Source organism: Pseudonocardia sp. N23 (assembly GCF_002583555.1).
Classification (GTDB): Bacteria; Actinomycetota; Actinomycetes; order Mycobacteriales; family Pseudonocardiaceae; genus Pseudonocardia.
The window spans coordinates 1-21,439 of the sequence record NZ_BEGX01000035.1; the positions used below are offsets into that span (position 1 = coordinate 1).

Here is a 21,439-nt window from a genome sequence, read left to right on the forward strand (position 1 = left end):
GCCATCGTGTGCTTCCTCCTCGATCGGAGTTACACCGTTGGTTTTACAGTCCCATCAACGAGATCAGCGCCGCGATGTAGAAGAAGTAGCGGTGCAGGTTCTGGCCGAGCAGCGGGAAGCGCGTCTCACCGGTGTACTTCTTGTGCGGCTCGGCCACCGCGCACGCGGGCGGCGACAACCAGAAGGCCCGGTAGTAGGCCTTGCGGTAGTAGTAACAGGTGAGCCGGAACAGCAGCAGGAACGGCAACGTGATCGCCGCGTAGGGCAGCCACCACCAGTCGGGCAGGAACTGCCCGAAGTGCGACGCCTCCGGATAGCACCCGACCGAGAAGCACGGGGAGTAGAACGGCGTCAGGTAGCTGTAGTTCTGATCGTTCGTGAAGTAGAAGGCCTGCATGAACGCGCGGACGGTCGCGTAGACGACCCAGAGGCCGAGTCCGGCGACGTTCAGCAGGGGCGGCAGCCACCACCGGTCGGTGCGCAGCGTCCGTTCGCTGATCTGCGCCCGCCCGGTGGACGCGTCTGTGGTGGATGACACGTCGGAGTTCCTCGTCTGTTCCAGGCGTCGGCGGTGACTCTGACCAGAACATCGCCGCGACGCCGGGGCTGTTGGATTGGCGGAGCCTACGACGTGCAGCGTTCCCCGGTGTCCTCGGGCCGACGTGAGTCCGCAGGTCGAGACACGGCTCACACCCTCGGCGATGATCACCGGGAACGCCGAGCGGCCCGGCCCCTCCGCGGGGCCGGGCTCTCGTCGCGCGGCGCCCTGCGCCGCTCGCGGTCAGGCGCTGCGCCTCCTCGCCTTGCGGGCGGCGAGGTAGTCCCGGTTCAGCTGGGAGATGACGTCGAGCGGGATCTCCTTCGGGCACGCGACGGCGCACTCGCCCGTGTTGGTGCAGCCCCCGAAGCCCGCCGCGTCGTGCTCGTCGACCATCGCGAGCACGCGGCTGTTGCGCTCCGGCTGCCCCTGCGGCAACTCGCCGAGATGGGTGATCTTGGCGCCGAGGAACAGCGACGCCGACCCGTTCGGGCACGCCGCGACGCACGCGCCGCACCCGATGCAGGCCGCCGCCGTGAACGCGCGGTCCGCCTGGTCCTTGGGCACCGGGACGGCGTGGGCGTCCGGGGCCGAGCCGGTCGGGGCCGAGATGTACCCGCCGGCGGCGATGATGCGGTCGAACGCGCCACGGTCGACGACCAGGTCCTTCACGACGGGGAACGCCCCCGCCCGGAACGGCTCCACCGTGATCGTGTCGCCGTCGGAGAAGTGCCGCATGTGCAGCTGGCAGGTCGTCGTCGCCTTCTCGGGACCGTGCGGCTGCCCGTCGATGACCATGCTGCACGCGCCGCAGATGCCCTCGCGGCAGTCGTGGTCGAACGCGACCGGCTCCTCGCCCTCGACCGTCAGCTTCTCGTTCAGGACGTCGAGCAGCTCCAGGAACGACATGTCCGGCGACGCGTCGTCGACGTCGTAGCTCGCCATGGCACCGCGGTCGTCCGCGTCGCGCTGCCGCCAGACCTTCAGATGCAGTCTCACTCGTAGCTCCGCCGGCTCATTTGTAGCTCCGCTGCGTGGGGGCCACGTACTCGAACGTCAGGTCCTCCTTGTGCAGGACCGGCGCCTCGCCGCGGCCGGTGAACTCCCACGCCGCGGCGTAGGAGAAGTTCTCGTCGTCACGGGCGGCCTCGCCGTCGGGCGTCTGGCTCTCCGCGCGGAAGTGACCGCCGCAGGACTCGTTGCGGTGCAGCGCATCCAGGCACATGAGCTCGGCCAGCTCGAAGAAGTCGCCGACACGACCGGCCCGCTCGAGGCTCTGGTTGAGCTCGACGCCCGTGCCCGGCACCAGCACGGTCTCCCAGAACTCCTTGCGCAGCTCCGGAATCCGGTCCAGCGCCTTGCGCAGCCCCGCCTCGGTGCGCTCCATCCCGCAGTGCTCCCACATCAGGTGGCCGAGCTCGCGGTGGAAGGAGTCGACGGTGCGCGTCCCCCTGATGGACAGCAGTGTGTCGATCCGTTGCGCCACATCGTCCTCGGCCGCGCGGACCGCGGGGTGGTCCGGGTCGACCGGCTCGTGCTTCGCCGTCGCCAGGTAGTCGCCGATCGTCGACGGCAGCACGAAGTAGCCGTCGGCGAGGCCCTGCATCAGCGCCGACGCCCCGAGCCGGTTGGCGCCGTGGTCGGAGAAGTTCGCCTCCCCCACCACGAACAGGCCGGGGATCGTCGACTGCAGGTCGTAGTCGACCCAGAGCCCGCCCATCGTGTAGTGCACGGCCGGATAGATGCGCATCGGGACCTGGTAAGGGTCCTCGCCGGTGATGCGCTGGTACATCTGGAACAGGTTCCCGTACTTGGCCTCGACCGCCGGGCGGCCCAGCCGGCCGATGACCTCGGCGAAGTCGAGGAACACCCCGAGCCCGCCCGGGCCGACACCGCGGCCCTCGTCGCACACGTTCTTCGCCGCACGCGAGGCGATGTCACGCGGCACCAGGTTGCCGAACGCCGGGTACTGACGCTCCAGGAAGTAGTCGCGCTCCGCCTCCGGGATCAGGTTCGGGTCGCGGTCGTCGCCCTTGCGCTCCGGCACCCAGACACGGCCGTCGTTGCGCAGCGACTCCGACATCAGGGTCAGCTTCGACTGGTGGTCGCCACTCACCGGGATGCACGTCGGGTGGATCTGGGTGAAGCACGGGTTGGCGAACAGCGCCCCCTTGCGGTGCGCCCGCCAGGACGCGGTGACGTTGCAGCCCTTGGCGTTCGTCGACAGGAAGAAGACGTTGCCGTACCCACCCGACGCCAGCACCACGGCGTCGGCCAGGTGGCTGCGGGTCTCCCCGGTGATCAGGTCGCGCGCGACGATGCCGCGGGCGTGCCCGTCGACGACGATCAGCTCCAGCATCTCGTGCCGCGGGTACATGGTGACGCCACCGGCGTCGACCTGACGCTCCAGCGCCTGGTACGCACCCAGCAGCAGCTGCTGGCCGGTCTGACCGCGGGCGTAGAACGTCCGCGACACCTGCGCGCCGCCGAACGAACGGTTGTCGAGCAGGCCGCCGTACTCGCGGGCGAACGGCACACCCTGCGCGACGCACTGGTCGATGATCTGGCGGCTGATCTCGGCGAGCCGGTGCACGTTCGACTCCCGAGCCCGGAAGTCGCCGCCCTTGACCGTGTCGTAGAACAGCCGGTGCACGCTGTCGCCGTCGTTGCGGTAGTTCTTCGCCGCGTTGATGCCGCCCTGCGCCGCGATGGAGTGCGCCCGGCGCGGGCTGTCCTGATAACAGAACGAGCTGACCCGGTAGCCCAGCTCCGCCAGGGTCGCCGACGCCGACCCGCCCGCCAGCCCCGTGCCGACGACGATCACGTGCATCTTGCGCTTGTTCGCCGGGTTCACGAGCTTGACGCCGAAGCGGCGCCGCTCCCAGCGGGTCTCGATCGGGCCGTCCGGCGCCGCCGCGTCGGCGACCGGGGCGCCGAGGGTGAAGTCCGCGTAGCTCATTGCAGGCCTCCTCAGACCAGGCCGAAGGTGGCGGCGAACGGGACCGACAGGAAGCCGACGACCAGCACCGCCGCGAACACGAACGCGAACGTCTTCAGTGCGCGCTGGGTGAGGGCGTTGGACCGGCCGAAGGTCTGGAGGCCGCTCCACATGCCGTGCCGGACGTGGAAGCCGACCGTCAGCACCGCGAGGGTGTAGAAGAGCGTCACGTACCAGCGCGACGGGTCGAAGTCCGCCACGACGTTCGCGTGGACCTCGCCGTGCACACCGTTCGGGTTGAGCGTGCCCGTCGTGAGGTCCAGGACGTGGTAGACGACGAACAGCAGGATGATCACCCCACCCCAGCGCATCGTGCGCGCGGCGTAGCTGCCCTCCACCGGCTGCCGGTGGACGTAGCGGACCGGGCGGGCCGCGCGCGCCCGGCGGGCCAGCACGATCGCCGATCCCACGTGCGCCACGAGTGCCACCGTCAGGAGCACCCTGATCGCCCACAGCACGCCCGCGTACGGCACCGCCGGCTCCAGCAGCGTCCGCAGCCAGGCCGAGTACGAGTCCAGTGCGTCGGCACCGAAGAAGATCTTCAGGTTCCCGACCATGTGGAGCACGAGGTAGAGCAGCATGGCGGCCCCGGAGGCCGCCATCACGTACTTGAGGACCACCGACGGGACCCGCCGGCGGCGGCGCGCGGGAACCGGGCGTCGCGCGGGGGTCGTCCCCCGGCTCGCGGGCCGGTCGGCAGTCGTCGTCACGCATCAAGTGGACGTCTCACACCGGCCAAACGTCCAATGCATGAAAACGACGACACCGATGCCCGTAGGCTATAGGCGTGACGCTGCAGCAGCTCGCGTACTTCCTCGCCCTCGCCGACGTGCGCAGCTTCACTCGGGCGGCGGATCGCATGGGTGTCGCCCAACCCACACTGTCGCGTCAGCTCAAGGCCCTCGAGGACAGCCTCGGGGCGCCGTTGATCAACCGCGCGCAGGGCCGGCTCACCCTCACCCCCGCGGGCGAGGCCATCCTCCCCCTGGCCCGGCGGATGCTCGCCGACGCCGACAACGCCCGCGCCGCCGTGGCCGAGGTCGTCGGACTGCGCCGCGGCCGCGTCCGCGTCGGCGCCACCCCGTCGCTGTGCATCGGCGTCCTCGCCGACGCGATCCCCGTCTTCCACGACCGCTACCCCGACCTGTCGATCGAGCTCTCCGAGAGCGGTTCCCAGCTGCTCGTGCGTGGCCTCGAACGCGGCGAGCTCGACGTCGCCGTCCTCGTCGTCCCCCGCCAGGGCCTCGACCCGTCGCTCGAGGTGACACCGCTGCTGCGCGAACGGCTCTCCGTCGCCTCACCGCGCTCCGAGCCCCCGCCCTCGGGCCGCGGGACGATGAGCATCACCGAGCTCTCCCGGCGCGCCCTCGTGATGTTCCGACGCGGCTACGACCTCCGCGAGGTCACCCTGCGCGCCTACTCCGACGCCGGCGTCGAGCCGCGCTTCGCCGTCGAGGGCGGGGAGATGGACGCGGTGCTGCGCCTCGTCGAGACGGGCACCGGCGTCGCCGTCGTTCCCGACCTGGTGTTCGCCGGCCGGCCACGGCTGCGCCGTACGACCCTGACCCCGCCGCTCTACCGCACCGTGGCGCTGGCCTGCCGTACCGACGTCACCCCCACACCCGCGGTGCAGGCGTTCCAGGACACGCTCCTGGGATTCCTCGCCGAGGCCGAGACGATCGGCGACCTGGGCACCGACGTCCAGGTCCTGCACCGCGCCCCGACCCCGTGACCCCTGCCCGCCCTGCCCCCGCCCTGCCCCCGCCCTGCCCCCCGCCCTGCGTCGCCCCGCCCCGGCCCCGCGTCGCCCCGCCCCGCGTCGCCGAGTCCGACACCAGGCCGCTTGTCGACGTGGAGAACCGGCGTCACGTCGCATCCGGCGCACGGGAAATACCGGCGCGGGGAGGGTCGTCCATCCGGGCCCGTCAGACCGACCCCGTGTGCGCCGAGGCCGGCGCGAGACCGCATCGGTGTCCGGCCGCCGGCCTCGTGTCGCGTTCGGCGTGGTCCGGCCGGGCACGGCCCTGTCGGCGACGTGTGAGGCTCAGTCGTCGGTCTCGGGGATCTGGTCGGCCAGCTCCGCCGCGTGCTCCGCGACGGCTTCCTTGACGACGCGGTACGCGATCCCCGCGGGGTAGCCCTTCCGCGCGAGCATGCCGAGCAGCCGGCGGGCCATCGCCTCGTCGGGGACGCCGCTGCGGGTGCGGAGCTTGCGGTCGACCAGCGCGCGGGCGCGGGCCTCCTCGGAGGCGTCGTCGATCTCGGACAGCGCCTCCCCGACCGCCTCGGAGTCCACCCCCTTGCGGCGCAGCTCGACGGCGATCGCCCGGCGGCCGAGGCCGCTGTAGGTGTGCCGTGAGTGGACCCACTGGTCGGCGAACGCCTTGTCGTCGATCAGACCGACCGCACCGAAGCGTTCGAGGACCTGGTCGGCCGCGTCGTCCGGGATTCCCTTGCGGCGCAGTACGTCCGCGAGTTCTTTCCGCGTCCGCGACCGGACCTCCAGCTGCCGCAGGCAGATCGTCCTGGCCGCAGCCACCGGATCGTCGGGCGGCTCGGGCGGTCCGCTGCGTCGGCCACGCTCACCCGAGCGCCCACCACGAGTCGACCGACGTCCGCGAGCGCGATCCGGTTCGCGAGGCCCGTCGGGGTCACGTCCGTCCGCCGTGTCGGAACCGGTAGGGGCATCCTCCGGCGCGGGGGCACTCCGTCCATGATCGTCGCCCGGACCGCGCCGGCGCCCACCGTGCGCACGACCCACCTGCGAACGGTCACTCTGCGTACGGTCACCCTGCGAACGACGCCCACCGGCGCGACCCGGCCGACTGTCCCGCCGGAGCAGATCGGCGGCCCGGACGACCGCCGGCAGCGAACCGGTGCCGCCGGACGAGGCACCGGACTCCGAGTCGGCGACGGGCTCCAGGTCGACGGCGGGGTCCATCTCGACGACAGGGCCCAGGCCGACAGGGTCCAGGCCGACGACGGTCGGAGCGGCCACACGGGTGTCGACCAGCATCGACAGGTCAGCCATGCGGACGCCGCTGTCGTCACGGTCCCGCGGGGCCACGTCGTCGGTACCGGGGACGTCGTCGGCACCGGAGAGGTCCCCGAACCCGGCCACGTGACCCGGCTCGCCGGCTTCGTCCTCCGAGTCGAAGTCGAAGCCGGCGACCGCGATCACACGACGGGGGCCGTCGGGCTGCTCGGCGCAGGCAGCGTCACCGGCGCGAGCGGGGTCGTGCGAGTCGGGCACCCGATCAGAAGTCGACCGGAGCCGGGAGCGGCTCGACGGCCTCGGCGTCGAGCACCGCACCGATACCGAGCTTCTCCTTGATCCGCTTCTCGACCTCGGCGGCGATGTCCGGGTTCTCCTTGAGGAACTTGCGGGCGTTCTCCTTGCCCTGCCCCATCTGGTCGCCCTCGTAGGTGTACCAGGCACCCGACTTGCGGATGATCCCCTGCTCGACACCCACGTCGATCAGCGAGCCCTCGCGGCTGATGCCGACGCCGTAGAGCACGTCGAACTCGGCCTGCTTGAACGGCGGGGCCACCTTGTTCTTCACGACCTTGACGCGGGTCCGGCTGCCGACCATGTCGGTGCCGTCCTTCAGCGTCTCGATGCGGCGGATGTCGAGCCGGACGGAGGCGTAGAACTTCAGCGCCTTGCCACCGGTCGTGGTCTCCGGCGAGCCGAACATGACGCCGATCTTCTCGCGCAGCTGGTTGATGAAGATCATCGTGGTGCCCGAGTTGCTCAGCGCACCGGTGATCTTGCGCAGCGCCTGGCTCATGAGCCGGGCCTGCAGGCCGACGTGGCTGTCGCCCATCTCGCCCTCGATCTCGGCGCGCGGCACGAGCGCGGCCACCGAGTCGATCACGATGATGTCGAGTGCGCCGGAGCGGATCAGCATGTCGGCGATCTCGAGCGCCTGCTCACCGGTGTCGGGCTGGGAGACCAGCAGCGCATCGGTGTCGACACCCAGCGCCTTGGCGTACTCCGGGTCGAGCGCGTGCTCGGCGTCGATGAAGGCGGCGATGCCGCCGGCGGCCTGGGCACTGGCCACCGCGTGCAGCGCGACCGTGGTCTTACCGCTGGACTCGGGGCCGTAGATCTCCACGACGCGGCCACGGGGGAAACCGCCCACGCCGAGCGCCACGTCGAGCGCGATGGAGCCGGTGGGGATCACGCCGATGGGCGGGCGCGTGTCGTCACCCAGCCTCATCACGGAGCCCTTGCCGTGGTTCTTCTCGATCTGTGCGAGGGCGAGTTCGAGGGCCTTCTCGCGGTCGGGTGCGGTCATCTCGGTCTGCCACCTCGCTGATGCGCTGTCGGTGCGGGATCGGTCCGGCGCCTTGGCCGATGTCTTGCGGGGAGCCACGGACGAACCGTATTGGGTCCGACCGACAGTTCCTGCGTGCACGCCCCCGCTGTGGACAACCGGGAACGTTGTGGACCGAAGGCTATACGAACAGGTGTTCGAGTTCGGTTCCGACACGCCGATCGGCTACCGTGCCGCGCCGAGCGGCGCACCCACCCGGACAACGACTGCCCGCGCCGCGGGCGACGTCCCGGTCCCGGCGAAAAGAACCGCAGGTCAGCGCCTGTCGGCAGGCACGTCGTAGGCCTCGCACACCACGCGCCACACCCGTTTGGGGTCGATCCCCGCCTCGATGGCCTGCTCGACCGTGCGGCCGCCGAGCTCGGCGAACACGTGGTCCTTGGCCAGCGAACCCGCCCGCACGGCGCCGAACTCCCCCGCCATCAGCTCCCGGAAGTGACTCAGTCGCACACGCCGAGCGTACCGGCGCGTGCCAGTGTGGGACTCGTGCGCGACGAGCTGACCCGACAGGTGTGGGAGCTCCTCGGCGGAGCGCCCGAGGACCTTCGACGGCTGACGATCACCGGACCTCCGACCACGCTGACCTCGCGGTTCCCGGTCACCGACGTCGGCGCGGCCGTCGTTGGCGCGGCACTGCTGGCCGCCACGGCGGACGGTCGCGGACGTGCGGTCGGCATCGACACGCGGCAGCTGGCCGTCGCCATGCGGTCCGAGCGGTACCTGCGCCGCGACGGTGCGAGCCCGGGAGATCCGTTCGACCCGCTGTCGGCCTTCCACCGCACGGCCGACGGCTGGCTGCGGCTGCACGCCAACTATCCCTGGCACCGCGCCGCGGCCCGTCGCGTACTGGGCCTGCCCGACGGCGCCGGTCCCGGTGACGTCGCCGCGGCGGCCCGGCACTGGCGCGCCGAGGAGCTGGAGTCGGCGGTGCACGAGAACGGTGGCGTCGCCGCGGCGGTGCGCACCGAGCAGCGGTGGAGCGCGACGGCGGCCGGCGCGGCCGCGCGGGCACTGCCGCTCGTCGGGACCCGGAACCTCGGCGACGCCGCGCCGCGGCAGGCCCGGCGCCCACGCGTGCTGGACCTGACCCGGGTGATCGCGGGCCCCGTCGCCACCCGGACGCTCGCCGCGCACGGCGCCGAGGTCGTGCGGCTCGACGCCCCCGACCGGCCCGAGCTCCCCGCCCAGGCGTGGGAGACGCTGACGGGCAAGCACAGCGCACTGCTGGACCTGGCGACGGGCGCGGACCGGCTGGAGGCACTGCTGGCGGGCGCGGACGTCGTCGTCACCGGGTACCGGCCGCACGCGCTCGACCGGTTCGGGCTCGCCCCGGAGACGTTGGCGCAGCGCTTCCCGGGGCTGGTCGTCGTCACGTTGTCGGCGTGGGGCGGGACCGGGCCGTGGGCCGGTCGGCGGGGGTTCGACAGCCTCGTGCAGGCGGCGTGCGGGATCGGCGAGACCGAACGTCGCGACCCGGATCCCGCGTGCCCGCCCGGAGCGCTGCCCGCGCAGGTCCTCGACCACTCGACGGGCTACCTGGGCGCTGCCGCCGCCCTGCTCGCGCTGGCCCGGCAGCGCCGGGACGGCGGCACACCCCACGTCGAGCTGGCGTTGACGGCGACGGCGTCGTGGCTCCAGTCGTTGCCCCGCACCGCCGAGCCGCCGGCCGCCGAGGAGGTCGACGCCTCGCCGTGGATCGGGGACGTCCCCGCGGCCGACGGGGTGCTGACGCTCGCGTCCCCGCCCGGCACCGTCGACGGGGAGGGCCTGCGCTGGCCCGGACCGGCTCCTGCCTACGGTGCGGCCCCGGCGACCTGGCCGCCGGACGCGCAGGCCCCGTAACCTGTCCGATGTGTCCGCGTCCGTGATGTCCGCGACGACGGGGACCCTCGCGCAGGGCGACCCGACCGGCATGTCGTCGACGGTCGGCCAGGTCGTCGTGGTGCTGGTCCTGCTGGCGTCGCTCGCGCTGCTCCTGCGCTGGTGGATCCAGCAGCGCAAGCGCTGATCACACCCCCGCGACGACCCGGGCATCGGCGGCGCGCGCGGCGTTGACGGACCCGCACCCCGGTCGGGTGCTCAGCCAGTTCCTCCACCTCGGGGCGACGGTCACCGCCGGCGCGCTCGGCGTCCCCGCCGGCACGACCGCGCTGATCGCGGCCGTCCCACCGCTGGTCGTGGCGACGCGCGCCGGTCCCGGCCCTGGGCGAACGGCCCGCGGCTCGGGCTGCTCGTGGGCCTGGCCGGGGTGGCGCTCGTCGTCGGCGGGGACGTGCACGCCGACGGGGTGCCGTGGTGGGCGTTCCTGCTGCTCGTCGGCGGGATGCTCGTGCTGTCCGCCGGAACGCTGCTCACCCGGCGCGCAGGGACGTCGGAGTCGCCGCTGGAGTCACTGACGATCCAGGGCGTGACGACGGCCGCGCTGTTCACCGTGGTCGCCGCAGTGGACGGTCGGCTCGCCCCGCCCGCCGACCCCGGCTTCTTGTGGTCGGTCGCGGGGGTGGTCGGGCTGTCGACGTCCGGCGGCTACGGGGCGTACCTGTTCGTCGTGCGCCGCAGCGGGGCGACACGGGCGGCACGCTGCTCCACCTCACGCCGCCGACCACGATGATCCGGGCATATCCGATGTTCGGACAGGTTCCGGGGGTGCCGGCGCTGCCCGGCGTCTCGCTCGCCGCGATGGGCGTCGCCCCGGTCCTGCTGCCCGCCGGCAGGCGAAATGTCGGTGCCGGGTCCCATGATGGACCCCGTGAGCCCGCTCGACGGCTTTTCGCCCGCCACCCGTGACTGGTTCACGGGTGCGTTCGCCGCGCCCACCCCCGCCCAGGAGGGTGCCTGGGCGGCGGCGCAGGCGGGTCGCAACGCGCTCGTCGTCGCCCCCACCGGCTCCGGCAAGACGCTGGCGGCGTTCCTCTGGGCGCTCGACCGGCTGGCCACCGATCCCGTCCCGGAGGACCCGCGGCGGCGCTGCCGCATCCTCTACGTCTCCCCGCTCAAGGCCCTCGCGGTCGACGTGCAGCGCAACCTCCGGTCGCCGCTCACCGGTATCCGGCAGGCCGCGCAGCGCCTCGGTCTGCCCGTCCCCGACGTCACGGTCGGCATGCGCACCGGCGACACACCCGCCGAGGAGCGGCGCCGCTTCGGCCGCACCCCGCCCGACGTGCTGGTCACCACCCCGGAGTCGCTGTTCCTGATCCTCACCTCGGCGGCGCGGGAGTCGCTGCTCGGCGTGCAGACCGTGGTGGTCGACGAGGTCCACGCCGTCGCCGGCACCAAGCGCGGCGCACACATGGCGCTGTCGCTGGAACGGCTCGACGAGCTGCTCGTCCGCCGGGGCGGCGGCCCCGCCCAGCGGATCGGGCTCTCGGCCACGGTCCGCCCGATCGACGAGGTGTCCACGTTCCTGGCCGGCGTACGGCCCGTCGAGATCGTGCAGCCGAAGACGCCCAAGACCATCGAGGTCGAGGTGCAGGTCCCGGTGCCCGACCTCGCGGCGCTCGACGAGCAGCCCGCCCCCGGCAGCGCCGACGAGGAGGTCATCGGCTCGGCAGCGGGCACCGCGCGCAGACCGTCGATCTGGCCCGCGGTGGAGCGGCGGCTGCTCGAGCTGGTCCGCGCACACCGCTCGACGATCGTGTTCTCCAACTCGCGACGGCTCGCCGAACGCCTCACCTCACGGCTCAACGAGCTGGCCGCCGAGGAGGCCGAGGCAGCGGAGGCCGTCGATCTCGACGAGGTGGCCACCGGCGCGTTCCCGGCGGAGGCGGTCGGCCAGTCCGGGATCGGCGGCGGCGCCCCGCCGACGGTCGCACGCGCCCATCACGGCTCCATGTCGCGCGAGCAGCGCACCCAGGTCGAGGAGGAGCTCAAGAGCGGGCTGCTGCCCTGCGTGGTGGCCACGTCGAGCCTGGAGCTGGGCATCGACATGGGCGCGGTCGACCTCGTCGTCCAGGTCGAGGCGCCGCCCAGCGTCGCGTCCGGGCTGCAGCGCGTAGGCAGGGCCGGGCACCAGGTCGGCGCCGTGTCCCGCGGGGTCGTGTTCCCCAAGTACCGCGGCGACCTGGTGTCGTGCGCGGTCGTCGCCGAACGGATGGCCAGCGGCGCGATCGAGTCGATGCGCTACCCCCGCAACCCGCTCGACGTGCTCGCCCAGCAGATCGTGGCCATGGTCGCGATGGAACCGTGGACGCTGTCCGATCTCGCCGCCGTCGTCCGCCGGGCCGCACCCTTCGCCGCACTGCCCGACTCGGCACTGCACTCGGTGCTCGACATGCTCTCCGGGCGCTACCCGTCCGAGGAGTTCGGCGAGCTCCGCGCCCGCATCACCTGGGACCGCGTCACCGACGAGCTCGCCGGCCGCCCCGGCGCACAACGGCTCGCCGTCACCTCCGGCGGCACGATCCCCGACCGCGGCCTGTTCACCGTCATGACGCCCGGCGGCGCCGACGGCGCGGGCTCACGCGTCGGCGAGCTCGACGAGGAGATGGTCTACGAGTCCCGCGTGGGCGACACGTTCCTGCTCGGCACGTCCAGCTGGCGGGTCGAGGACATCACCCACGACCGCGTGATCGTCACGCCCGCCCCCGGCCAGCCCGCGCGGATGCCGTTCTGGAAGGGCGAGTCGATCGGCAGGCCACTGGAGCTCGGCCGCGCCGTCGGGGCGTTCGTCCGGGAGATGGCCGGCCTGCCCGACGAGCAGGCCCGCGACCGCGCCACCGCCGCGGGACTCGACACCTGGGCGACCGACAACCTGCTCGCCTACCTGCACGAACAGCGCGACTCGACCCGCCACGTCCCGTCCGACCGGACGATCCTCGTCGAACGCTTCCGCGACGAGCTGGGCGACTGGCGCCTCGTCGTGCACTCCCCCTTCGGCGCCCAGGTCAACGGCCCGTGGGCACTCGCGATCGCCGCCCGGATGCGGGAACGGCGCGGTGTCGAGGTCAGCGCCGCAGGCGCCGACGACGGGATCGTCCTGCGCCTGCCCGACGCCGTCGACGACGACGGCTCCGAGATCGTGCCCACCGCCGAGGACGTACTGCTCGACCCGGCGGAGGTCGAGCAGATCGTCGTCGGCGAGCTGGGCGGATCCTCGCTCTACGCATCGCGGTTCCGCGAGTGCGCCGCACGCGCGCTGCTGTTGCCCCGCCGTGACCCCAGACGGCGCAGCCCGTTGTGGCAGCAGCGGCAGAAGTCGGCGCAGCTGCTCTCGGTCGCGGGCAGGTACGAGCAGTTCCCCATCACGCTCGAGGCGATGCGCGAGTGCGTGCAGGACGTCTACGACCTGCCCGGCCTGCGCGAGCTGATGGCCGACGTCGGGTCCCGCAAGGTCAAGGTCGTCGAGGTCGCGACGACCCAGCCGTCCCCGTTCGCGCGCAGCCTGTTGTTCGGCTACGTCGGGATGTTCCTCTACGAGTCCGACGCCCCGCTCGCCGAGCGCCGGGCCGCGGCGCTGTCGCTCGACTCGACGCTGCTCGCCGAGCTCCTCGGGTCCGAGGCCATCCGCGAGCTGCTCGACCCGGAGGTGCTCGCCGAGGTCGAGGCCTCGTTGCAGCGCACCGCGCCCGACCGGCACGCCCGCGACGTCGAGGGCGCCGCCGACCTGCTGCGGTTCCTCGGCGACCTCACCGAGGCCGAGGGCGCGGCCCGCGGGGTCGACCCGGGATGGTTCGTCGAGCTGGAGTCCGCGCGACGCGCCATCCGCGTCCGCATCGGTGGCGAGCAGCGGTGGCTCGCGATCGAGGACGCCGGCCGGGTCCGCGACGCACTGGGCGCTGCCCTGCCCGTCGGCGTACCCGAGACGTTTACCGAGCCCGTCCCGGATCCCCTGGGCGACCTGGTGATCCGCTACGCCCGCTCGCACGGCCCGTTCCCGCCCGCCGACGTCGCCGCCCGGTTCGGGCTCGGCGTCGCCGTCGTGTCCGGAGTGCTCGACCGGCTCACCGGAACCGGGCGGCTCGTCCGCGGCGAGCTGCGGCCCGGGGCCGAGGGCATCGAGTTCTGCGACGCCGAGGTACTGCGCCGGCTGCGGCGGGCGTCGCTCGCGCGGCTGCGCTCGGAGGTCGAACCCGTCGAGCAGCGCGCGCTCGGCCGGTTCCTTCCCGCGTGGCAGGGGGTCCGCGCCGCGACCGCGACACCCGGGCGGCGGGGCCGGTTCCGCGGGGTGCCGGGGCCCGAGGACGTGATGGGCGTCGTCGAACAGCTCGCCGGGGCGCCGCTGCCGGCCAGCGCGCTGGAGTCGCTGATCCTGCCCGCGCGGCTGCCCGGCTACTCCCCCGCGCTGCTCGACGAGCTCACCGCGGCCGGCGAGGTCACCTGGACCGGCTGCGGCACCCTCGCAGGATCCGACGGCTGGCTCGCCGTCGCACCCGCCGACGTCGCCGACCTGCTGCTGCCCGAACCCGAGCCCGACATCGCGGCGACCCCGCTGCACCGGGCGCTGCTCGGCGCGCTCGGCATGCCCGCCGACGCCACCGAGCTGCCCCCACACCCCGGCGCCGCCCTGTTCTTCCGTGGCCTCGCCGACGCCGCCGCCCGCACCCTGGTCGACCAGGGCGAACAGGCCCCTGCTGACGACGCCGTCGTCACCGCCGTCTGGGACCTCGTGTGGGCGGGCCTACTCACCAACGACACCCTCGGCCCGCTGAGAGCGCGGCTCTCCGGCGGCCGCGGCGCGCACAAGCAACGCCGCCAGGCACCCCGTGGCCGCTACGCCCAGCTCCGCGCCGGCAGGCCCGCGATGCCGAGCCGCGGCGGGCCGCCGTCCGTCGGTGGACGCTGGGCGCTCGCCATGGGCCGCGAGACGGACTCCACCCGCCGTGCCCACGCCCGCGCCGAGGCCTACCTCGAGCGCCATGGCGTGCTCACCCGGGGTGCGCTGTCCACCGAGCGGGGCAAAGGTGGGTTCGCCGCCGTCTACCGGGTGCTCCGGGCAATGGAGGACTCCGGGCGCTGCCGGCGCGGCTACGTCGTGGACGGGCTCGGGGCGGCGCAGTTCGCGGTTCCGGGCGCGATCGACCGGCTCCGGGCGCTGTCCCGTCCCGACGGCTCCGCGGCACCCTCCTCGGGAGCCGACCCCTCCGCTGACCTCGACGACGTTCCCTTCGCCCATGGTCCGACCGAGCCTCCTCCCGGCCGGCGGGGCGGGCCGGGGTCGCTCGCCGCGGGGCGTCACGAGCCGGTGGGGCCGGCCGCGGTCGTCCTCGCCGCGGCCGATCCCGCACAGCCCTACGGCGCCGCACTCGGCTGGCCCTCGACCGTCGGCGAGTCCTCGCACCGGCCGGGCCGGAAGGCGGGCGCGCTCGTCGTGCTGGTCGACGGGGCGCCGTCGCTCTACGTCGAACGCGGCGGGCGGTCGCTGCTGTCGTTCACCGACGACCGCGACGAGCTCCGTGCCGGCGCCGAGGCCCTCGCCGGGGCCGTGCACGAGGGCTGGCTGGGAACGTTGGCGGTCGAGCGGGCCGACGGTGTCGGGTCGCTGGGCTCCGACCTCGCGGACGTCCTCACCGAGGCAGGCTTCCGCGTGACCCCCAAGGGCCTGCGCCTGCGCGCCTGAGCCACGGGCACCCGACGCCCGGCGGCACCGGGTGTTGCACGAACGGCACAGTGGCGCGACTCAGTTGCGCGAAAGGGCCGTTCGTCGAGGTCGGAGAGGGCGCCGGCGTCGCGCGCGTCTTGCTCCCGACCGGCCGCGGCAGCATCCTGGGTGCCCGGCACACGGTGGCCGGACCATCGCAGTGCCGCGAGACCCGGGAGCGTCCGGATGACGTCGTCGACCCGACGTGCCCGCTCCGCCGGGATCGCGCGACGGCTCCACCTCCGCCGCCGGCCGGCGCGCGCCCGGGCCCTCCACCCCCCGGCATGCGGGAGCCGATCGGCACGTCCGTCGACGCCGCGATCTCCGGCACCGCGATCTCCGGCACCCCGACCCTCGGCACCGCTGTCCCCGGCACCCCGACCCTCGGCACCGCTGTCCCCGGCACCGCTGTCCCCGGCACCGCTGTCCCCGCGAGAACCGGCCGGGAGAGGACCGGCCGGGAGAGCGCGAGTACCGCGGGTCCGCAGACCGCGGCTCGTCGCGCTGTGCGTCGCGGCGGCACTCGCCGTCAGCGCCGCCGTGGCAGGATGCACCGGCTCCCCGACCGGCAACCGCATGCTCACCGTGCACGCCCCCGGCGACCTGGCCCTGTCCCCCGACGGCCGCACGGCGTACGTCGTCGACCGGACCGACGGCGTCGTCCGCGCCCTCGACACGGCCGACGGTCGCGAGCGCCTTCCCGCCGACGCACCGTTCACCGACGCTCTCACCGCGGACCACGGCGGCACCCGGCTGTTCGCGTTCTCCCGGTCGGCCGGCGCGGTCACGGAGATCGACCCGCGGTCCATGGCCGTCGTGACCCGCATCTCCGCGGACGACCCGGTGGCGGTCGCCGTCGCCCCCGACGACTCCCGGGCCTACGTGGCGAGCGGCCGGGGCGGCTCGCTGACGATCATCGAACTGGCGTCCGGGTCCGCGGTGGTGCGGCCGGTGGGCGCGTTGCCCAGCGACGTCGTGGCGGCGGGCGGCCACGTGTACGTCGCGTTGGCCGCGGACCGGAGGATCGCAGTGCTGAGCCCGGACGGCGTCGAGACCGGCGAGGTCAGGTTGCCGACCAGTGCCGTCACCCGGGACAACCCGGTCCGCCTCGGTGTCACCCCCGACGAGTCGACACTGCTGGCCCTCGATCCCGTCCGCAGCGAGCTGTACGTGATCGACCCGCGGTCGTCGCAGCTGCTGTCGACGCTCGGCGCGGCTGCGGGCGAGTCGACGCTGCGGATGTCGGCGGACGGGGCACGCGCCTATGTCGTCGCCACCACGGCCGGGGAGATCGCGGTCATCGACGTGCGGCGCCGGGTGCAGGTCGCGACCGTGCCGCTGGGTTGTGGCCCGGGTGGCATCGCGGAGGCATCGGACGGGCGCGCGCTGGTGGCGACCTGCCCCGCGCAGGACACGGTCGTCGTCACGGCGCGGTGAGCCGGGCACGACACGGACGGACAGCCGCCGCAACGGCGCGTCGTCATCGCCTCGGCGCCGGGCAACGACGAGCCGCAGACGCGGCAGCGCGGGTGCCCGCTGCCGGACCCGACTCCTCGGCTCCGGCAGCGGGCGCACCCCGGGCCGGCGATGTCCCGGGCCGGCACCCGTATCAGCGACGCGTCACCTGCGGTCGCGGCGGTCGGCGGAGCGGAGCGGGGCCTCGGGGTCGTCGATGTCGCAGTGCGTCCCGGCTTTCGCCGACGGCCGCGCCGTCGGATGATCTGGTGATGAGCGACGACGCCTACGGTCCCGTCATGCGGCGTCCCGCCGCCGATGTCCTCGACACGACCGGGATCGGTCGCTATGTCCGGTGGCTCGCCGCGGAGCGGGACCTGCGGTTCGACGACTACGACGGGCTGTGGGAGTGGTCGGTGGCGGAGCCCGAGGACTTCTGGGAGTCGATCTGGGACCACTTCGCCGTCGACGGCGAGTACGAGCGGGTGCTGGGCTCGACGGAGATGCCGGGGGCGCAGTGGTTCCCGGGCTCGACGGTCAACTACGCCCGGCACATGCTGCGGCATGCGGTGGGCGACGGGGCAGGCGGCGACGTCGCGATCATCGCGCGGTCACAGACCCGTGGGCCGCTGGAGCTGACGTTCGCGGAGCTGCTCGACCAGGTGGGGCGGGCGCGTGCGGGCCTGCAGCGGCTCGGTGTCCGGTCCGGTGACCGCGTCGTGGCCTACCTGCCCAACATCCCCGAGGCGCTGGTGGCGTTCCTGGCCGCGGCGAGCCTGGGAGCGACATGGGCGTCGTGCGCGCCGGAGTTCGGGTCGCGGTCGGTCGTCGACCGGTTCGCGCAGATCGAGCCGACGGTCCTGCTGACGATCGGCGGCTACACCCACGGTGCGAAGGAGATCGACAAGAGCCGCGAGGTGGCCGCGATCCGGGCGGGACTGCCGAGCGTGCGCCACGTCGTGGCGGTGCCGTTCGGGCCGGTCGAGGTGCCGGACGCCCTGTCGTGGGACGACCTGCTGGCCGAGCCCGGGCCGCCGGAGTTCGAGCCGGTGCCGTTCGACCACCCGCTCTACGTGCTGTTCTCCTCGGGGACGACGGGCCTGCCCAAGGTGATCGTCCACTCCCACGGCGGCATCCTGCTCGAACACCTCAAGCTGCACGCGCTGCACCTCGACACCCGCCCGGGCGACCGCGCGCTGTGGTTCACGACGACGGCGTGGGCGATGTGGAACATCACGATCTCGGCGATGCTCGTCGGTGGCTCACTGGTGCTGCTCGACGGCAACCCACTCCACCCGGACCTCGAGGAGCAGTGGCGGATCGTCGCGGAGACGGGCGCCTCGCTGCTGGGGACGAGCCCCGGCTACCTGATGGCGTGCCGCGCCCAGGGGGTCCGGCCGACGGACCTGCTCGGCGGCGGCGCCGGCCGGCTGCGCCAGGTCGGGGTGACGGGCGCGCCGCTGCCCGGGGAGGCGTTCGACTGGATCGCCGAGCAGTTCGGCGACGACGTGCTGGTCAACTCCATCAGCGGTGGAACCGACGTGTGCAGCGCGTTCGTCGGCGGTGGGCCGTGGCAGCCGGTGTACCGGGGCGAGATCGCGGGCCCGTGCCTGGGCGTGGACGTCACGGCGTTCGACCCGGACGGCAGGGAGATCGTGGACGAGCTCGGGGAGCTGGTGGTGCGGGCGCCGATGCCGTCGATGCCGGTGCGGTTCTGGGACGACCCGGGCGACGAGCGCTACCGGGAGGCCTACTTCGACACCTACCCGGGCGTGTGGCGGCACGGCGACTGGGTGATCCGGACGCGGTACCGCAGCTTCGTGGTGACGGGCCGCTCGGACGCGACGCTCAACCGCGGCGGGGTGCGGCTGGGGACGGCGGAGTTCTACTCGGTCGTCGAGGACCTCCCGGAGATCGACGACAGTCTCGTAGTGCACCTGGAGGACTCGACGGGGGCGACGGCGGGCAACCTGATGCTCTTCGTGGTGCTGCGCGACGGAGCGGAGCTCGACGACGCCCTGCGCGGGCGGATCCGCGACACCCTGCGCGCGGAGCTGTCCCCGCGGCACGCTCCCGACGTGATCGCAGCGGTCCCGGCGGTGCCGCGCACGTTGACGGGCAAGAAGCTGGAGAAGCCCATCAAGCAGGTGCTGCTCGGGAAGGAGCCGGGCGACGTCATCAGCGCGGACGCGGTGAGCGACTTCGACGCCCTCGCGGCCTACCGGGACGCGGCCCGCACCTGACCCGCACCGCACGACGGACTCGACACGCGGCTCGTCCGATCATGGACGGGGGACTCAGCCGAATGCGCCGCGCAGGGCCCGCAGCGCTTCCTGCAGCGACGAGAGGGCGGGCCCGCAGACGCTCGGGTCCGACACCGGGCCCTGGCCCGGCGGCAACAGGCAGCCACCCTTGGTCAGCCGGTCGACGGCCCCGTCGACGGCGTCGGCGGCCGCGGTGACGGCGCCCTGCTCGGCGTCGCCGTTGGCGGCGGCGCGGGCGGCCACGGTCACGTTGGCGACCTCGCGGGCGAACCGGGCGCACTGCGGGTAGACCTGCGTGCCGTCCTGGGTGGCGCACTCGTCCTTGCCGAACACGGTGAGCTTGTCGACGACGTCCGCGCGCTGCGCGATGGGCGCGGAGTCCCGCGACGACTGCGCCCCGGACGACGAGGTCTGCGACGCGTCGGCGCAGCCCGCGGTGAGTGCGGCGACCACCGCGAGGCCTGCGACGGCCCCGCGCAGCCGCGCCGCGCGCCGGAGGAGAAGGACGGGAACTCTCGAACGCACCGGCACGTCACCGACCCTATGCCCGCCACCGACTCCGCCGCCGCCCGACTGCCCGCCCTCCGGACGAACGGCACAGTCACGCCCGTTGCGCGACTGTGCCGTTCGTCCAGGAGGGGGTGCGAAGGGCGACCGCGGGGCACGGCTCAGCGCCGGCCACCCTTGCGCGTCCCCGGTTTGCGACGGCCCGCCGCGGCCTTCCCCGACGTTCCCGCGGGCCGGCGCGGCCGGTCACCGTCGGCTTGCGGCTGCGCGGAGGCGCCGCGCCGGGCCGCGGCCCGGGCCGGTCCCTCGCCGGACCCGGCCGGCGCCGCCCCGGCCCCGACCTGCGCCGCCGCGACGGACGTCGTGACCGGCTTGGCCCCTGGCCGACGCCCGGGCGGCGCCGGTCTGGCCCCTGGCTTCGGCGCGGCGTCGGCAGCGGAGACGGCCGCGGCGGCACGTTGTCCGGTGAGCAGCGCGTCCTCGCGGTCCATCGCCTTGTGCACCAGGTGCTGCTGGACCATCGTCCAGCAGTTGTTGGTCAGCCAGTACAACAGGATCGCGATCGGGAACGTGAAGAACAGTCCGCCCACGACGACCCCGAGCGGGAAGATCCACGGCGTGAGCTTCATGAACGCGGCCATCTGCGCGGCCTGGGTGCCGGGTTCGGGAGGCGCGGTCTGCGCGGCGAGCTGCTGGCGTTGCGAGTTCCGGGCGGTGATGTGGGTGGCGACCGCGGCGAGCACCATCAGCGGCACCGCGACGACGATCACCTCCCAGCGGTCGACGTGGGCGCCGAAGGAGTCGAGCAGCGACTGCGGCATCGACACCCACGACGACAGCGGCGCCCCGAACAGCCGGGCCTCCAGGAACGAGCGCACCTCGTCGGGGCCGAAGACGTAGTTGCCGATCGCGGCGTTCTGCTCGAACGTGAGCCCGGGCCGGTTGAAGTAGCGCAGCACGTGCAACAGTGCGAGGAAGACCGGCATCTGGATCAGCAGGGGCAGGCAGCCGCCGAGGGTGGAGACGCCGTGCTCCTTCTGGAGCTTCTGCGTCTCCTCCATCATCTTCTGCTTGTCGCCGGCGTGCCGTTTGCGGATCTCGGCGAGCTGCGGGGCGATGACCCGCATCCGCCGCCCGGACCGCACCTGCGACAGGAACGGTTTGATCATGAGGGCGCGCAGCGTCAGCACCAGGAAGACGACCGACAACGCCCAGGCGAACCCGCTCGACGGGCCCAGGACCAGCGCGAACGCCTGATGCCAGAACCACATGACGGCGGAGACGGGGTAGTAGAGGAAGTTCAGCACGACGCCGCCCCGGACAGGGCGCGCGTGGGACCGGGACAGGACACGAAGGGACTCCAGGAGGACCGGGGCGGGAAGGGGTGGACCCCGGCGGCCGGTCAGGGAGGAGTCAGACCGCCGGGAGCAGTCCCGACGGTGCGCGTGCCCGGGTGTGCCCGGCCGCGTCCGGGTCCTCCTGGCGTGGTGGCGCGCACCGCGACCGCGCCTGGCGCAGAGCGCGGGCGGTGACGGCGTGCAGCGGTGCGGCGGCGACGCGCATGACGGCCGAGGCGTGCCGGGCCATCCCCCACGCCCACAGGACGGCACCCAGGACACCGATGACGACGCCGGGCTCGCCCGCGAGCAACGCGAAGCCCGTGACCAGCAGGACCAGCGCCTGCAACGTGGGCTCGCCGCGCATCGTCACTCCCTCGGCCTCGACGACCCGACGGTACCGGACGACGGGCGCGTCGGACAC

Annotated in this window: 16 protein-coding genes and 1 pseudogene; 7 read left to right on the forward strand and 10 right to left on the reverse strand. The window is 73.6% G+C overall.

Features of this window, described 5'->3' with window-relative positions; translation table 11 throughout:
* Positions 1–52: 52 nt before the first annotated feature.
* The 4 genes and pseudogenes from TOK_RS11500 to TOK_RS11515 form a co-directional block, all read right to left on the reverse strand.
* Positions 53–538: pseudogene (locus TOK_RS11500) on the reverse strand (hypothetical protein); the annotation flags it as partial.
* A gap of 243 nt (positions 539–781) precedes the next feature.
* A complete protein-coding gene (locus tag TOK_RS11505; protein WP_098957832.1) occupies positions 782–1,537 on the reverse strand; it encodes a succinate dehydrogenase/fumarate reductase iron-sulfur subunit in 756 nt (251 codons plus the stop codon).
* Positions 1,538–1,553: 16 nt separating this feature from the next.
* A complete protein-coding gene (locus TOK_RS11510) occupies positions 1,554–3,497 on the reverse strand; it encodes a fumarate reductase/succinate dehydrogenase flavoprotein subunit (protein ID WP_098957833.1) in 1,944 nt (647 codons plus the stop codon).
* An 11-nt stretch (positions 3,498–3,508) separates the two neighbouring features.
* A complete protein-coding gene (locus TOK_RS11515; protein ID WP_306305134.1) occupies positions 3,509–4,246 on the reverse strand; it encodes a succinate dehydrogenase cytochrome b subunit in 738 nt (245 codons plus the stop codon).
* A gap of 77 nt (positions 4,247–4,323) precedes the next feature.
* On the opposite strand from TOK_RS11515, the gene TOK_RS11520 reads away from it, so the two are divergent.
* Entirely contained in the window at positions 4,324–5,268 is a 945-nt protein-coding gene (locus tag TOK_RS11520) for a LysR family transcriptional regulator (RefSeq protein ID WP_098957835.1), read from the forward strand.
* A 312-nt stretch (positions 5,269–5,580) separates the two neighbouring features.
* On the opposite strand, the gene recX is transcribed toward TOK_RS11520, so the two are convergent.
* The 3 genes from recX to TOK_RS11535 all read right to left on the reverse strand — a co-directional run bounded on the left by recX (position 5,581) and on the right by TOK_RS11535 (position 8,326).
* Positions 5,581–6,567, reverse strand: coding sequence for a recombination regulator RecX (gene recX / locus TOK_RS34690; RefSeq protein ID WP_306305136.1), 987 nt, complete (start codon positions 6,565–6,567; stop codon positions 5,581–5,583).
* 226 nt (positions 6,568–6,793) lie between these two features.
* The gene (gene recA / locus TOK_RS11530) at positions 6,794–7,837 is read right to left on the reverse strand and encodes a recombinase RecA (protein WP_098957836.1); all 1,044 of its coding nucleotides are present in this window, start codon (positions 7,835–7,837) and stop codon (positions 6,794–6,796) included.
* A gap of 294 nt (positions 7,838–8,131) precedes the next feature.
* Positions 8,132–8,326: a DUF3046 domain-containing protein gene (locus TOK_RS11535; protein WP_098957837.1), complete on the reverse strand. Its 195-nt coding sequence runs from the start codon at positions 8,324–8,326 to the stop codon at positions 8,132–8,134.
* A gap of 36 nt (positions 8,327–8,362) precedes the next feature.
* On the opposite strand from TOK_RS11535, the gene TOK_RS11540 reads away from it, so the two are divergent.
* The 6 genes from TOK_RS11540 to TOK_RS11565 all read left to right on the forward strand — a co-directional run bounded on the left by TOK_RS11540 (position 8,363) and on the right by TOK_RS11565 (position 19,150).
* Positions 8,363–9,718, forward strand: a complete 1,356-nt coding sequence (locus TOK_RS11540; protein WP_216361944.1) for a CoA transferase — start codon at positions 8,363–8,365, stop codon at positions 9,716–9,718.
* A gap of 10 nt (positions 9,719–9,728) precedes the next feature.
* Positions 9,729–9,884 carry a hypothetical protein gene (locus TOK_RS32550; RefSeq protein WP_172457530.1) on the forward strand — a complete coding sequence of 52 codons (156 nt, stop codon included), beginning with the start codon at positions 9,729–9,731 and terminating at the stop codon, positions 9,882–9,884.
* 240 nt (positions 9,885–10,124) lie between these two features.
* A complete protein-coding gene (locus TOK_RS11550; protein ID WP_141566355.1) occupies positions 10,125–10,487 on the forward strand; it encodes an EamA family transporter in 363 nt (120 codons plus the stop codon).
* A 126-nt stretch (positions 10,488–10,613) separates the two neighbouring features.
* Positions 10,614–15,431, forward strand: a complete 4,818-nt coding sequence (locus TOK_RS11555) for an ATP-dependent helicase (protein WP_172457531.1) — start codon at positions 10,614–10,616, stop codon at positions 15,429–15,431.
* Positions 15,432–16,028: 597 nt separating this feature from the next.
* On the forward strand, positions 16,029–16,889 hold the full coding sequence (locus TOK_RS11560; protein ID WP_141566356.1) for a YncE family protein: 861 nt from the start codon (positions 16,029–16,031) through the stop codon (positions 16,887–16,889).
* A 290-nt stretch (positions 16,890–17,179) separates the two neighbouring features.
* Positions 17,180–19,150 (forward strand): acetoacetate--CoA ligase, encoded by a 1,971-nt coding sequence (locus TOK_RS11565; RefSeq protein ID WP_098957842.1) that lies wholly within the window; start codon positions 17,180–17,182, stop codon positions 19,148–19,150.
* Between the two features lie 54 nt (positions 19,151–19,204).
* On the opposite strand, the gene TOK_RS11570 is transcribed toward TOK_RS11565, so the two are convergent.
* From TOK_RS11570 to TOK_RS11580, 3 genes are all read right to left on the reverse strand, one after another.
* Positions 19,205–19,702, reverse strand: coding sequence for a hypothetical protein (locus TOK_RS11570; protein ID WP_141566357.1), 498 nt, complete (start codon positions 19,700–19,702; stop codon positions 19,205–19,207).
* 137 nt (positions 19,703–19,839) lie between these two features.
* On the reverse strand, positions 19,840–20,985 hold the full coding sequence (yidC, locus tag TOK_RS11575) for a membrane protein insertase YidC (RefSeq protein WP_098957844.1): 1,146 nt from the start codon (positions 20,983–20,985) through the stop codon (positions 19,840–19,842).
* A 106-nt stretch (positions 20,986–21,091) separates the two neighbouring features.
* Entirely contained in the window at positions 21,092–21,439 is a 348-nt protein-coding gene (locus TOK_RS11580) for a DUF6412 domain-containing protein (RefSeq protein ID WP_098957845.1), read from the reverse strand.